Origin of the sequence: Volucribacter psittacicida, assembly GCF_004339025.1 — a bacterium.
GTDB lineage: Bacteria > Pseudomonadota > Gammaproteobacteria > Enterobacterales > Pasteurellaceae > Volucribacter > Volucribacter psittacicida.
In genome coordinates, this window is the sequence record NZ_SMFT01000002.1 from 158,640 (window position 1) to 172,895 (window position 14,256).

The 14,256-nt window shown below is 37.3% G+C and carries 18 protein-coding genes; 14 read left to right on the forward strand and 4 right to left on the reverse strand.

What is annotated here, in order from left to right; translation table 11 throughout:
• Positions 1-12 precede the first annotated feature (12 nt).
• Both EV694_RS04060 and EV694_RS04065 read right to left on the reverse strand, forming a co-directional pair.
• The gene (locus EV694_RS04060; RefSeq protein ID WP_132689641.1) at positions 13-843 is read right to left on the reverse strand and encodes a formate/nitrite transporter family protein; all 831 of its coding nucleotides are present in this window, start codon (positions 841-843) and stop codon (positions 13-15) included.
• A 128-nt stretch (positions 844-971) separates the two neighbouring features.
• On the reverse strand, positions 972-2,897 hold the full coding sequence (locus EV694_RS04065; protein ID WP_132689643.1) for an ABC transporter ATP-binding protein: 1,926 nt from the start codon (positions 2,895-2,897) through the stop codon (positions 972-974).
• A 70-nt stretch (positions 2,898-2,967) separates the two neighbouring features.
• Here EV694_RS04065 and EV694_RS04070 point away from each other — a divergent pair, with 70 nt between their 5' ends.
• A complete protein-coding gene (locus tag EV694_RS04070; protein ID WP_132689646.1) occupies positions 2,968-3,585 on the forward strand; it encodes a MarC family protein in 618 nt (205 codons plus the stop codon).
• A gap of 62 nt (positions 3,586-3,647) precedes the next feature.
• A complete protein-coding gene (locus EV694_RS04075; protein ID WP_132689648.1) occupies positions 3,648-4,040 on the forward strand; it encodes a RidA family protein in 393 nt (130 codons plus the stop codon).
• Between the two features lie 131 nt (positions 4,041-4,171).
• On the opposite strand, the gene EV694_RS04080 is transcribed toward EV694_RS04075, so the two are convergent.
• Positions 4,172-4,543: a helix-turn-helix domain-containing protein gene (locus tag EV694_RS04080; RefSeq protein ID WP_132689650.1), complete on the reverse strand. Its 372-nt coding sequence runs from the start codon at positions 4,541-4,543 to the stop codon at positions 4,172-4,174.
• Between the two features lie 136 nt (positions 4,544-4,679).
• Between EV694_RS04080 and EV694_RS04085 the strand changes: the two genes are divergently transcribed.
• From EV694_RS04085 to EV694_RS04105, 5 genes are read left to right on the forward strand one after another with little or no spacing between them, the layout of a single operon-like run.
• Positions 4,680-5,327 (forward strand): tetratricopeptide repeat protein, encoded by a 648-nt coding sequence (locus tag EV694_RS04085; protein ID WP_132689653.1) that lies wholly within the window; start codon positions 4,680-4,682, stop codon positions 5,325-5,327.
• Between the two features lie 15 nt (positions 5,328-5,342).
• On the forward strand, positions 5,343-5,528 hold the full coding sequence (locus EV694_RS04090; RefSeq protein WP_132689656.1) for a hypothetical protein: 186 nt from the start codon (positions 5,343-5,345) through the stop codon (positions 5,526-5,528).
• Positions 5,529-5,554: 26 nt separating this feature from the next.
• On the forward strand, positions 5,555-5,899 hold the full coding sequence (locus EV694_RS04095; protein ID WP_132689658.1) for a DUF805 domain-containing protein: 345 nt from the start codon (positions 5,555-5,557) through the stop codon (positions 5,897-5,899).
• 55 nt (positions 5,900-5,954) lie between these two features.
• Complete coding sequence (locus EV694_RS04100; RefSeq protein ID WP_132689661.1) at positions 5,955-6,356, forward strand: DUF805 domain-containing protein; 402 nt, start codon at positions 5,955-5,957, stop codon at positions 6,354-6,356.
• Positions 6,357-6,392: 36 nt separating this feature from the next.
• On the forward strand, positions 6,393-7,013 hold the full coding sequence (locus EV694_RS04105) for a tetratricopeptide repeat protein (protein ID WP_132689663.1): 621 nt from the start codon (positions 6,393-6,395) through the stop codon (positions 7,011-7,013).
• A gap of 82 nt (positions 7,014-7,095) precedes the next feature.
• Here EV694_RS04105 and EV694_RS04110 read toward each other — a convergent pair whose 3' ends face one another.
• A complete protein-coding gene (locus tag EV694_RS04110) occupies positions 7,096-7,479 on the reverse strand; it encodes a DUF805 domain-containing protein (protein ID WP_132689666.1) in 384 nt (127 codons plus the stop codon).
• A gap of 133 nt (positions 7,480-7,612) precedes the next feature.
• Between EV694_RS04110 and galE the strand changes: the two genes are divergently transcribed.
• From galE to EV694_RS04145, 7 genes are all read left to right on the forward strand, one after another.
• Complete coding sequence (gene galE, locus EV694_RS04115; protein ID WP_132689668.1) at positions 7,613-8,632, forward strand: UDP-glucose 4-epimerase GalE; 1,020 nt, start codon at positions 7,613-7,615, stop codon at positions 8,630-8,632.
• Entirely contained in the window at positions 8,632-9,918 is a 1,287-nt protein-coding gene (locus tag EV694_RS04120) for an AmpG family muropeptide MFS transporter (protein ID WP_207859786.1), read from the forward strand. Before galE ends, EV694_RS04120 begins: the two co-directional genes overlap by 1 nt.
• Before the next feature lie 142 nt (positions 9,919-10,060).
• Complete coding sequence (adk, locus tag EV694_RS04125) at positions 10,061-10,708, forward strand: adenylate kinase (RefSeq protein ID WP_132689671.1); 648 nt, start codon at positions 10,061-10,063, stop codon at positions 10,706-10,708.
• 205 nt (positions 10,709-10,913) lie between these two features.
• Positions 10,914-11,495 (forward strand): DNA glycosylase, encoded by a 582-nt coding sequence (locus EV694_RS04130; RefSeq protein WP_132689673.1) that lies wholly within the window; start codon positions 10,914-10,916, stop codon positions 11,493-11,495.
• Between the two features lie 23 nt (positions 11,496-11,518).
• The gene (locus EV694_RS04135; protein ID WP_132689676.1) at positions 11,519-11,950 is read left to right on the forward strand and encodes a DUF805 domain-containing protein; all 432 of its coding nucleotides are present in this window, start codon (positions 11,519-11,521) and stop codon (positions 11,948-11,950) included.
• A gap of 9 nt (positions 11,951-11,959) precedes the next feature.
• Positions 11,960-12,574 (forward strand): ribosome biogenesis GTP-binding protein YihA/YsxC, encoded by a 615-nt coding sequence (gene yihA / locus EV694_RS04140; protein WP_132689678.1) that lies wholly within the window; start codon positions 11,960-11,962, stop codon positions 12,572-12,574.
• 118 nt (positions 12,575-12,692) lie between these two features.
• Positions 12,693-14,219, forward strand: coding sequence for a YifB family Mg chelatase-like AAA ATPase (locus EV694_RS04145; protein WP_132689681.1), 1,527 nt, complete (start codon positions 12,693-12,695; stop codon positions 14,217-14,219).
• Positions 14,220-14,256 lie beyond the last annotated feature (37 nt).

Consider the following 14,256-nt stretch of genomic DNA (forward strand, 5'->3'; position numbering starts at 1 on the left):
TCTTCCTTATGGCTATTTTTTACGAATTTCATCATTGACTTGCCCATAGATCATCAAGGTAAAGACCACAGTTCCCCCTAAAATATTGCCTAATGCCGTTGGAGCAAGAAAACGGACAAAATAATCATACAATGAGGCTTCGCCTTGGAACACAAGATAAGCAATCTCGGCAGATCCCACTACCACATGGGCAAAATCCCCTAAAGCAATCAGGTAAATAAAAAAGAAAATCATAATGAATTTACCGCCATTGACCATCGGGGTCATCCACACAATAGAAGCAATTAAAATCCCAGCTGGAATACCTTTCCAAATGCTGTCGCTGACGGAAAAGGCTTTCACATGATGCGCAATTTGTTTCAATGCCACAACAAATTCGGGATTAAGCACATGAGAGTTCTGTAAAAACAAAGCGGCTAATGTGGTACCAATAAGATTGGAGGCAAACACAATAAACCATAGCCTTGCCACCGCATATAATTTGGTTAAATTTAACGGGCTAAATAGAGGCACAACGGTGGTAATGGTGTTTTCCGTAAAAAGTTGCATACGCCCTAAAATCACCAATAAAAAGCCTACCGTATAGCCCATATTGGTAATTAATGGTGCCCAAGGTTGTTGTGGCACATAAGCGGTAAAAATCGCTTTAAAGATAAATGAAAAGCTGACAACCAACCCTGCCGTAATGCCAGAAAAAACAAGAGCTTTAGTGGGACGCGTAAGCTCTTCAATGCCATCTCGGCGGATAATTTCATAAAGTAAACGTGGACTTAAACGTTCGTGTTCTTCTATCGCCATTTTATCCTGATAAGATAAATTACTGGTATCTAATTGATCTTTCATAATACGTGATATTTTCCTAAATTAATAAAGGGTAATAGTTTGAAATAGCGTTGTTTCAATTTAAAACAAACTGTGCAATATATCATATTCTGCGAAAATCGGGGAAAATTTCTCCTTGAATAAACGCATTATTCCGCCGTTGCAAGGATATGTTCAAGTTCTTCTTGCCCAGCCAACCATTGCAGCTCCACCTCCTCTAATTGCTTTTTATCTTGCACTTGTTGGGCTAAAAGTGCGGTGAGTTTTGCTTTATTTTTTTCACTATATAATTCAACGTCCGCAAGTGCCGTTTCAAGTTCACTAAGCTGTTGGCTGAGCCTTTCCATTTGTTGTTCTAATTGAGCTAATCTTTTTTTCAAAGGGGCGGTTCGCTGACGTAGCTCCGCTTCTCGCCGTTTTTGTTCCTTGCGGTTTTCCTGTGTATGGGGATTATTTTCTGTGGCAATATGATTTTGTTGCGGAGCTTGAGAGGTGGATAACTGATTTAACCACTTTTGATAATCCTCTAAATCCCCTTTAAATGGCTGTACTTGCTGATCGTGAACTAAATAAAATTCGTCCACCGTATTGCGTAATAAATGGCGATCATGCGAAACCACCACTAACGAACCTTGATAATCCACTAAGGCTTCCGTTAAGGCTTGTCGCATATCTAAATCTAAATGGTTGGTAGGCTCATCTAATAACAATAAATTAGGACGTTGCCACACAATTAATGCTAACACCAAACGTGCTTTTTCGCCCCCTGAAAAAGATTGCACAGGCTGATTGACCTTATCCCCTTGAAAGGCAAAACCGCCTAAATAATCCCTTAATTGTTGTTCTGTTTGCTGTGGAGCAAGTTGTTGCAAATGCCATAAGGCACTTTCTTCCGCTCGCAAGGTATCTAATTGGTGCTGAGCAAAATAGCCAAGTTGAACCCCCTTCGCCAGTTGAATGGTGCCAGATAAGGGCGAAATTTCTCCAGCCAGTAATTTGATTAAGGTAGATTTTCCTGCCCCATTTTTGCCTAATAAACCAATTCTTGAGCCGGGTACAAGATTCAATTTAATTTTTTTCAAAATTTGCACCGCACTTTCGCCAATACCATAACCTGCACTTACCTGTTCTAACGCCAATAATGGGTTAGGTAAGGCTATCGGCGGTTGAAAGCGAAAACTGAAAGGATTGTCCACATAAGCAGGAGCAATTAATTCCATACGTTGTAAGGCTTTGACGCGACTTTGTGCCTGTTTTGCTTTAGTGGCTTTTGCCTTAAAACGATCAATATAGCTTTGTAAATGGGCAATTTTTTGCTGTTGCTGACGATACATCGCACTTTGTTGGGCTAATTTGGTGGCACGTTGCTGTTCAAAGGCAGAATAATTCCCTGTATATTCCTGTAATTGCTGTTGTTCAATATGAATAATTTTATTGACAATGGGATCTAAAAAATCACGATCGTGCGAAATCAGCACCAATGTCCCCGTATAGTTCGCTAACCAATTTTCTAACCAAACCACCGCATCTAAATCAAGGTGGTTAGTGGGTTCATCAAGCAATAATAAATCGGAACGTACCAACAAGGCTTGAGCTAAATTTAATCGCATACGCCAACCACCAGAAAACGCCTTAACAGGCAAACTCAGCTGTTGTTGAGTAAAGCCTAATCCATTTAATAAGGTTGCCGCTCTAGCTTCAATCGTCCAAGCGTCAATAATGTCTAACTTGTTATGCAACAAAGCGATTTGTTGCCCATCATTATTTTGGTTAGCAATGGCTAATGCTTGTTGCAACTTCATATATTCTCTATCGCCTTCAATCACATAATCCAATGCAGAAAGCGATAAAGCCGGAGTTTCTTGATTTACCCAAGCTAACGTCCATTGGCTAGGCAACGCCACTTCACCGCCCTCAGGGCTAATTTCGCCCTTTAATAACGCCAATAAAGTGGACTTACCGCAACCATTTTTGCCCACTAACCCCACTTTTTGTTTAGGATTAATACTGGCATTGGCTTGCGTTAATAATTCCGTTTGACCACGTTTTAAAATTAAATTTTTAAAAAAAATCATTTCTTGTCACTATTTTGTTATAATATTTGCCCTATCTTATCATTATTTTTTGTTTTATTGGATTTCATTCATGTTTGACTCTCTTATTGTTCAATTTGTGGTACTTTGGGCGGTAATTGACCCTATTGGTAGCGTACCAGTTTATCTTGCTAAAACCGTAGGTTTACCCCTAGAAGATCGCCGTAAAATCGCACGTAATGCGATTCTTATTTCCACAGGGATTTTAGTGTTCTTCCTCATTTTAGGGCAAGCTCTATTAGAAGCAATGCAGATCCCACTTACCGCCTTCCAAATCGCAGGTGGATTAGTACTATTACTCTTTGCTTTAACTATGATTTTTGGCGAAAGTAAACCAGAACAAGAAATTCGTTTATCCACCAATCTTAACGAACTGGCGGTTTATCCTCTTGCAGTGCCTTCTATTGCCTCCCCGGGTGCAATGATGGCGATTGTCCTATTAACCGACAATCACCGCTTTAGTTTTATTGATCAATTTTTTACCACCGTCATTATGTTACTCGTGTTATTGATCACCTATTTTTTACTGCTCGCCGCCAATAAAATTCAACGTATTATCGGCAATACAGGTGCCGCTGTCATTAGCCGAGTCATGGGGTTAATTCTCGCGGCAGTAGCCATTAATAATATGCTAGTCGGTATTCGTGATTTCTTTACACAAATCACTTAATACCAAAAAAGTGCGGTCAATATACCGATTTTTTATTTCACAAATCAGCAAAAGGAAAAAAGATGACAACATTTATTCATACCGAACAAGCCCCAGCGGCGATTGGACCTTATGTACAAGCGGTAGATTTAGGCAATATGGTTATTACCTCTGGACAAATCCCTGTTAATCCACAAACAGGCGAAATCCCGACAGATATTGTGGCACAAACCCACCAATCACTACAAAATATTCAAGCCATTCTTGAACAAGCTGGACTCACAGTCGCAGATATTGTCAAAACCACTGTTTTTGTTAAAGATCTCAATGATTTTACTGCTGTTAATGGGGAATATGAACGTTTCTTCCAACAAAACAACCACCCTAATTTCCCAGCTCGCTCTTGCGTTGAAGTCGCACGCTTACCTAAAGATGTCGGGATTGAAATTGAAGCCATTGCAGTAAGAAAATCATAAATAAATTAAAATGGCATAGTTCTTAGCTATGCCATTTATTTTCTGCCTTAGGATTGTATTAAAGAATGACTTTCCCCTTTCGGATCTTCACCAAAGCGGTTGGCTCCTCTTGTGCCGTCAAATAGTACAGATTACTTTCTAAAATTTTGCATTATTTGAATAATCAACTTTTTTTGTGGATCAGATAAGTTTAAAAATAAACTAAGCAATTTCTTGTCTAGAGAGGATAAAAGTGATGTTGAACTCTTTGAATCATCAATACCGTACTTTAACCATTGCTCCGATACATTAAGCCATTTAGATAAAGTAACTATCTTATTAGCAGAAGGTACCGACAAGCCATTTAACCATTTATGTACGGCTTGTTGAGTAACAGGTTCTTCAGGGTGGCGTAAATTAAATCTTGTTGCTATATCACTGGTTTTTAAATGAGCTAAGTTTGCCATTTTCAGTGCTAATCGCAATCTGACCCCAAAATCTTCTTTTTCAGGATTAATATTCATATTGGGCATTATGCTTGCATTTAAGATGAAAATGTAAACTTTATAGTTTTTATAAACCAAATGGTTTTCAATAGGGCTTTTTTACGGTAGAATATTTGTTTATGTAAAACATATGAATGATTAAAGTATAAGCCAGATGAAAAAATCAATCCTCACGCTCAGTATAATTTCTTTATTAACTGCTTGTAGTTCTAATACTGAACTTGCTTTCCAATACTATAAAGAAAAAAACTATCCTAAGGCTTTTAATTATTATGTTAAAGCAGCTGAAACAGAGCCTAATCCTCATAATCACATTAATTTAGGCTATTTTTATCAAAATGGTTTAGGTACTGAGAAAAATATTGAGCTAGCAGAATATTGGTATAAACAAGCCCTACGAAAATACAATTCTAATCTCGCTAGAATAAATTTAGGTTGGCTCTACATTCAAGATAAAGCTCCCCGTGATTGTTCAACAGGATTAAACTATCTATTTAACTCTATTAACCAAAATACTCAATATATTTTAGACGATTTAAAAAACTATTTTGATTTTAATGGCTTTTACCCTTTAAAGCCTACAAATTTGCCTTTTGGCAATATGACACAAGGAGAACAGCTTGCTTATGCTGGTATTTTAATGGGGAAAATGGGATTAGGATCTTTCCAAGACATTCAATATCTTACTAGCCAATATGCAGCTCAAAACCATGCTAATGCCATAGAAAATCAATATATAGAACAGCAGAATCAAAAAATTTATCAACATTTATTAACCCAATGCCAAAATAAAGTTTGGTAATTTCAAGGAGATATTATGGCTATTTACGTTGTTACTAGTATTTTAATATCATTTTTCCTCAATAGATATTTATTTGTTGGAGTAACTTCTGGCTGGATTGCTTATGGTATTGCTAATCTTTTTATTCCTGAATGGGCTACAGCTATCGGAATAATAATAGGAATTATAGGTTCAATTCCACCAGACTCATCTAATAATTAAATACCCTATTAAATAAGGAATAAAATATGAAAATCGGAAGAATGAGACGTTTAGATTATGGTCTTTGGTATATTGGGTTATATGTCTTTAGTTATTTATGGATGTTTGGTATCGCGTTAGGAAAAGATATTGATAATTCACCTTATGAGTTTGATACATTTCAATCACTCATTATTTTTGGATGGGTTATCATTCTTTTGATTATTTATACATTAATGAGATTTTATTCTACTATTGCTCGATTTCATGATCTTGGAAAAAGCGGTTATTATAGCCTATGGACACTTATTCCATTTGTTAGTTTTATTCTTATTTTTATTAAAGGAGAAGTTGGTGATAATCAATATGGTAAAGATCCAAAGTCAAAATAAGAGGAAATCGTTAATAAATAATTTTATTTATACTAATTTAAATAAGGAATAATATATGAAAATAGGGAGAATGAGGCGATTAGACTATGGTCTTTACTACATTGGCTCATGCTTTTTCAATTTTGCAATATGGGGATTTTTCTTTCGTTTAATAATATCTATTAATTATTTATATTATGAATCTGATGTATGTCAATTACTTATTATTTTTATAACTGCTATAATTCTTCTCATTTTTTATACTGTACCTAGATTTTATTGTATTATTGCTCGCCTACATGATCTTGGTAAAAGTGGTTATTATAGCCTATGGACACTCCTTCCCTTTGTTAGCTTTATTCTTATTTTTCTTAAAGGGGAAGATAGGGATAATCAATATGGCGAAGATCCAAAATCAAAAGGAAAGAAATTGTTAATGAATAATCTATATGACACCAACTTAGATGAAAAACAATAAAAAACATTATAGATTACTAATATAAAGAGGTATTTAATGAAAAAAAGTAAAATTCCATTAATTAATATTACAAAACGCTTTAATATCTTGATATTTATTCTTATCAGCTTTTTGGGACTAATAAGTTTACCCATTCAAGCGAATGATATTAAACAGCTACAACAACAGGCTGAGCAAGGAGATCTAAATGCTCAAACTAATTTGGGGCTAATATATGCTAATGGTCAAGGGATAAAACAAGATTATCTTAAAGCTGCCGAATGGTGGAAAAAAGCAGCTCAACAAGGCTATGCTCCAGCACAACACAATCTTGCTATAATGTATGAACGAGGGCAAGGAGTAAGACAAGATTATTTTAAAGCCGTAGAATGGTATAACAAAGCGGCTAAGCAAGGATTAGTGGATGCACAGTCTAATTTAGGAATGATGTATATTAATGGACATGGAGTAAAGCAAAATTTATCTAAAGCTGCAGAATGGTTCCGTAAAGCAGCTGAACAAGGTCATGCTACAGCACAAAATAATTTAGGTGTAATGCATCAATTTGGAAAAGGAGTTCGTCAAAATCTTTCTGAAGCAAAAGAATGGTTTGGTAAAGCCTGTGATAATGGTTTGCAACAAGGTTGTGATTTTTATAGAGAGTTAAATAATCAATAATAATTAGGGCTAAAATAAATTAGCCCTAAAACTCATATAACCTCAAGAATTATAAGAAAAATTCTCTGCATTAACCTTTATTTTATTGTATTAAAAAATGACTTTCCCCTTTCGGATCTTCACCAAAGCGGTTGGCTCCTCTTGTACCATCAAATAGCATAAAGACAAATAAGACGATTGCACCGACAATAGGAATTAAAGTGATTAAGATCCACCAGCCTGAACGATCGGTGTCGTGTAAACGTCTTACGGTTACGGCAATACTTGGTAAGAATACAACTAATACATATAAACCGCCTAGAAATCCAACGCCAAGCTCAGGATTATAAGTACCCGTCATACCATCAACAATGTTTAAAATAAAAGAAATAATCACATTAAATAAGCAAAAAAACCAATATTCTCTACGTCTTGCACGCCCACTAAATGTGGCATATTGTTTTAATACACTGATATACCAATTCATAATTGTCCTCCATTTTGCGGTTAAGATAAGTTATTTATAGCACAAATTAGCATAAAGAGAATGAATTTTTACTTTCTTTTCTAACAGATAATGCGATAATTTAGTCTAATTTTGGGTAAAGAGGAATTCAATTATGGCAATTTTAGTCACAGGCGGGGCGGGTTATATTGGCTCTCATACACTCGTTGAATTATTAAACGCAGACAAACAGGTGGTAGTATTAGATAATTTGGTTAATTCGTCAGCGAAATCTTTAGAGCGTGTTGAGCAAATTACAGGTAAATCCGTCAGTTTTTATCAAGGCGATGTGTTAGATCGTGCATTATTGCAACAAATTTTCCAACAACATTCTATTGATTCGGTGATTCATTTTGCAGGGTTAAAAGCCGTTGGAGAATCGGTGCAAAAGCCGATTGAATATTATATGAACAATGTTACTGGTTCCTTAGTCCTGATTGATGAAATGCGTAAAGCAGGGGTTTGGAATTTTGTGTTTAGTTCTTCCGCAACCGTATATGGCGATCCTGAGATTATTCCTATTACAGAAGATTGCCCTGTGGGTGGCACAACGAATCCTTATGGCACCTCAAAATTTATGGTAGAACAAATCCTCACTGATGTTGCCAAAGCTATTCCCCAATTTAGCTTGACTATCTTGCGTTATTTTAATCCTGTGGGAGCGCACTCAAGCGGTTTAATTGGCGAAGATCCTAATGGAATTCCCAATAACTTATTGCCTTATATTAGCCAAGTTGCCATTGGTAAACTTCCTCAGCTTTCCATTTTTGGCAATGATTATGACACCGCAGATGGCACAGGCGTGCGTGATTATATTCACGTAGTGGATTTGGCTATTGGTCATCTTAAAGCCCTTGAACGTCATTATAATGATGCAGGTTTACATATTTACAATCTTGGTACAGGGCAAGGTTACTCGGTATTAGATATGGTCAAAGCCTTTGAGCAAGCGAATCACATTCAGATTCCTTACCAATTTGCCCCTCGCCGAGCGGGAGATATTGCCACCTGTTACTCCGATCCTAGCTTAGCTCAAAAAGAATTAGGTTGGGTTGCCGAACGAGATTTAACCACTATGATGAAAGACACTTGGCATTGGCAAAAAAATAATCCAAAAGGTTATAAAGAGGAATAATGATGTCCTCATCTCCCTCGCTCATTCGCCAGATCTTTAGCCGTAATATGCTTATTTGCGTATTTACGGGGTTTAGTTCTGGCTTACCTCTTTATATTTTGGTTTCTCTCATTCCTATTTGGCTACGCAATCAACATATCGATCTGGCAACCATTGGATTACTCACTTTAACTAGCTTGCCCTATACATGGAAATTCTTATGGTCGCCCTTTCTTGATCGTTTTAGTTTGCCCTTAGGGCGGCGGCGTGGTTGGATATTGGTTTCCCAGTTAGGTTTGATTCTATCCCTAGCCAGTTTTGGCTTTTTACAGCCTACCAAAACTGAGCATTTAACCCTTGTTGCCATACTTGCCAGCTTAACCGCCTTTTTATCCGCAACACAGGATATTGTGCTTGATGCCTATCGGCGAGAAATTCTAACGGATAATGAATTAGGACTAGGTAATTCCATTCATGTTAATGCTTATCGTATTGCTGGCTTAATTCCTGGTTCCTTATCCTTGATACTGTCCGATCATTTGCCTTGGGATAGGGTATTTATCATTACGGCATTATTTATGTTACCCGGCATTTTTATGACCTTATGCCTTGCTAAAGAACCCCAAGTGGCTTTACGCCCTAATCGCACCTTACGAGAAACAGTGCTTGAACCCTTTCAAGAGTTTTTTCATCGTAAAGGAATTATGTCAGCGTTGGGGATTCTCGCCTTTATTTTTCTGTATAAATTAGGCGATAGTATGGCAACCGCCTTAATATCGCCCTTTTATTTAGATATGGGCTTTAGCAATACGGATATTGGTATTGTTGTTAAAAATGCTTCGCTATGGCCAATGATTATTGCGGGTATTATAGGGGGCATTATTATGCTTAAAATTGGTATTAATAAAGCTTTATGGCTCTTTGGCTTGGTACAAATTATTACCATTTTAGGCTTTGCTTGGCTGGCAAGCCATGGACGATTTGAGCAAATAAATAGCTATGCACTTATTTCTTTAACCATCGTGGTAGCCGCGGAATATATTGGTATTGGATTAGGGACAGCTGCCTTTGTAGCCTTTATGGCAAGGGAAACCAATCCCATTTATACCGCCACACAATTAGCTTTATTTACCAGCCTAGCCGCTCTACCTCGTTCCTTATTTAATTCTCAAGCTGGGATTTTAATTGATTATTTTGGCTATTATCATTATTTCTGGTTTTGTTTCTGGCTTGCTGTGCCGGGTATGCTCTGTTTAATTTGGGTCGCCCCTTGGCGAGAAAAACAAGACAACATCACTAAGCCTTGATTATTCAGCATAAAAGTGCAGTCGAATTTTAACAAGTTTTTAGAAAATCTTGAGTTTTATTAGGAATATAGGTATTTTATAACGGTTTTTAAGAGAATTATTTCCACAAAACGCATAAAGCGATTTTAACAAAGAGGTCAATATGAAAATCATTTTATTAGGTGCTCCAGGTGCAGGTAAAGGCACACAAGCACAATTTATTATGAATAAATTTAATATCCCACAAATTTCTACTGGGGATATGTTACGTGCCGCAATCAAATCAGGTTCAGAACTCGGGCAACAAGCAAAAACCTTAATGGACGCAGGACAATTAGTGCCTGATGAACTTATTATTGCCTTAGTCAAAGAACGTGTTGCTCAAGAGGATTGTGCCAAAGGTTTCTTATTAGACGGTTTCCCACGCACCATTCCACAAGCTGACGCCTTAAAAAATACAGGAATCAACATTGATTATGTACTTGAATTTGATGTACCTGACGATGTTATTGTGGAACGAATGAGCGGTCGCCGTGTACATCAACCTTCAGGACGTTCTTATCATATCCTTTATAATCCGCCAAAAGTGGAAGGTAAAGATGATATTACAGGCGAAGAACTGATTATCCGAGCGGACGATAAACCAGAAACTGTCCTAGATCGTTTAAAGGTTTATCACACTACCACCAAACCATTAATTGATTATTACCAAGCGGAAGCCAAAGCAGGGAATACTCAATATTTTCGTTTAGACGGCACACAAAAAGTTGAACAAGTGAGTGCTGAATTAGACAACATCTTAACGAAATAATCTATCGTTCTAAATAATGTACAAATTCACTACGACTATATAGTCGTTTTCAATTTAAAATAAGACAAGGCGGTACGCCGAAGACAGTACAGGTAGTACGGCGAGGCGTACTAACGCTGTATTATTTTAAAGTGGGACGACTATAAAAGGGCAATTCGCCCTTTTTTAATCTCAACTAAAACGACTACTACCTCAAGGATTTTTTATGCTCATTGAAACCCACCCTTTCCCACCTGTTTTACCCCCAAAGGCAACCGTTATGATGATGGGAACTTTTCCACCTAAAGAAGAAAAACGTTGTATGGAGTTTCATTATCCCAATTTCCAAAACGATATGTGGCGTATTTATGGTTTAGTCTTTTTTAATGATCCGCATTATTTTCAAGTGAATAATGAAAAACGCTTTGATCCTGACAAGATTAAAGCCTTTTTCTATCAAAAAGGCATAGCCACCTGTCCAACGGTCATAAAAGCCATACGTGAACATGACAATGCTTCAGACAAATTTCTTAAAATTGTTGAACCTGTCAATTTAACGCATATCCTTGAACAACTCCCCCATTGTCAATGGATTTTTACCACAGGCGGTAAAGCCACAGATATTTTACTCAGCCTATTACCCGAAAAAATTAAGGCACCAAAAACCAATCAATATATTGATTTTCCTTACCCAAATCGCCCATTAAAGCTCTACCGTTTACCCTCCACCTCAAGGGCTTACCCTCTCAGCTTGGAAAAAAAAGCCCAAGCCTATAAAACTTTTTTTGAGCTAGCTGGGGTGTTATAAATCTAACCAACAAGGACAAGACAATGAAATGGTATCAAGCATTATTTTCATTTAAAGGGCGATTAAATCGCCAAGGATTTTGGCAAGGTATCAGTGTGGCATTGATATTATTATTTGGATTAGCCACATTATTCCCTATGCAACAGTTATTCCAACAATCTCATACGGCATTTATTCCTTTACTTGGCCTCGTTCTCGTCAGTTGGATTATTTTCGCAGTTTGCGTTAAACGTTTGCACGATCGTGGACGTTCAGCTTGGGGCTTAGTTATGTTATTTTTACCGATATTATGTTATTTTACTGCACCAAATATAGGATTTATGGCTTGGGCGTTAGGACGCTTTATGCCGATATTTATCACAACCCTGTTATTATTAGATTGGGGCATATTTAAAGGGATAGATAAACCTAATCAATATGGTAAATATGGACAATCTATTCAGTTAAAATTTTAGGAAATTACAATGTCTGAATTAAAACTCAATTATCATAAAACCCATTTTCTTACCAGTGCACCTGATATTCGTCATTTACCCGAAGATCAGGGGATTGAAATTGCTTTCGCTGGACGTTCTAATGCGGGCAAATCAACAGCATTAAATGCGTTGACTAATCAAAAAAATCTGGCTCGTACCTCAAAAACGCCGGGGCGTACGCAACTTATTAATTTATTTGAAGTGGAGCCTCAGTGTAAATTGGTAGATTTACCCGGTTATGGCTATGCCGCTGTGCCTGAAAAAATGAAATTACAATGGCAAAAAGCACTAGGCGAATATTTACAAAAACGGCAATGTTTAGCAGGCGTCGTGATTTTAATGGATATTCGCCACCCGCTCAAAGATTTAGATCAACAGATGATTGAATGGGCTGTTTCAGCGCAATTACCCCTTTTATTATTGCTTACCAAAGCGGATAAGCTCAGTCAAAGTGCCAGAAGTAAACAAACTAAAATGGTGCGTGAAGCAATATTACCATTCCAAGGCAATATTCAAGTAGAGGCGTTTTCTGCTTTAAATAAACTTGGCATCGATAAATTATCTGCCAAACTTGACCAATGGTTTAGCCCAAATTTTCTATAATAAATCTTATTTTTGCGATCCCCATTCCAAAAAGTGCGGTCAAAATAAAAATTAAATTTATTCTGACCGCACTTTTTTCTACTCTATCGGCTAATCGTTAAACGAAATTAGGAATATTATGACTTTAGCCATTGTTTATAGCCGAGCCTCTATGGGCGTACAAGCCCCTTTAGTTACCATTGAAGTGCATATTAGCAATGGTAGCCCCGGTTTTACTCTCGTAGGATTGCCTGAAACCACCGTAAAAGAGGCACGTGATCGCGTGCGTAGTGCCTTATTAAATGCACAATTTCGCTATCCACCTAAGAAAATTACCGTAAATCTCGCCCCAGCCGATTTACCCAAAGAAGGCGCAAGATTTGATTTACCCATTGCCATTGGCATTTTAGTGGCGTCTGGACAAATTGATGGCGATAAATTAACTCAATTTGAGTTTCTCGGTGAGCTAGCATTAACAGGACAATTACGAGGTGTACAAGGCATTATCCCTGCCATTTTAGCCGCTAAAAAACAACATAGACAGCTTATTATTGCTCACCAAAATGCCAATCAAGCGGCATTAGTGGGTAATCAAATCAGCTATGTGGCTAAATCTTTACTTCAAGTCGTACAATTCTTAAATAAACAAATTGACTTACCTTCCGCACGCCAACTTGCCCCAACACAAACTGATGATAAGCCAACAAATACTCTTGATCTTACGGATATTATTGGACAACAACATGCAAAACGAGCATTAACCATTGCGGCGGCAGGACAACATAACCTATTATTTATCGGTCCACCTGGCACAGGCAAAACTATGCTTGCAAGCCGATTAACAACATTATTGCCAAATATGACCGATCAAGAAGCCATAGAAACTGCCGCCATCAGTAGCTTAGTACAAAATGAATTAAATCTTACTAACTGGAAACAACGCCCATTTAGGGCCCCTCATCACAGTGCTTCTATGGCAGCATTAGTTGGTGGTGGTACGATCCCTCGACCTGGCGAAATCAGTTTAGCCCATAATGGCGTATTATTCTTAGATGAACTTCCTGAATTTGAACGCAAAGTCTTAGATGCATTACGACAACCTCTTGAGGCGGGAGAAATCATTATTTCTCGAGCAAATGCTAAAATTTGTTTTCCTGCCCGTTTTCAATTAATTGCCGCAATGAATCCGAGTCCAACAGGACATTATCAAGGACAGCATAATCGCACTTCTCCGCAACAAATTATGCGTTATCTCAATCGTTTATCAGGGCCTTTCTTAGATCGTTTTGATTTATCCATAGAAGTGCCTTTACTTCCCCAAGGCGCTTTACAAAATAATGAGCAACGTGGTGAAAATAGCGAACAAGTGCGTAATAAGGTGTTAAAGACCCGAGAATTACAACTTACACGCCGAGGCAAAGTAAATGCCCATCTTAATAGTAAAGAAATTGAACAAGATTGCCGATTAACACATAACGATGCAATATTTTTAGAAAATGCGCTAACCAAATTAGGATTATCTGTTAGAGCTTACCACCGCATATTAAAAGTCGCACGCACCATCGCTGATTTAAATCAAGAAACACAAATCCAACGTTCTCATTTAGCAGAAGCCCTTGCTTATCGAGCAATGGATCGTTTATTGCAACGTTTGGCTAAAGTTTAAATAACAAGCTAAAATAACCCGTACTTTTCTAATCTAG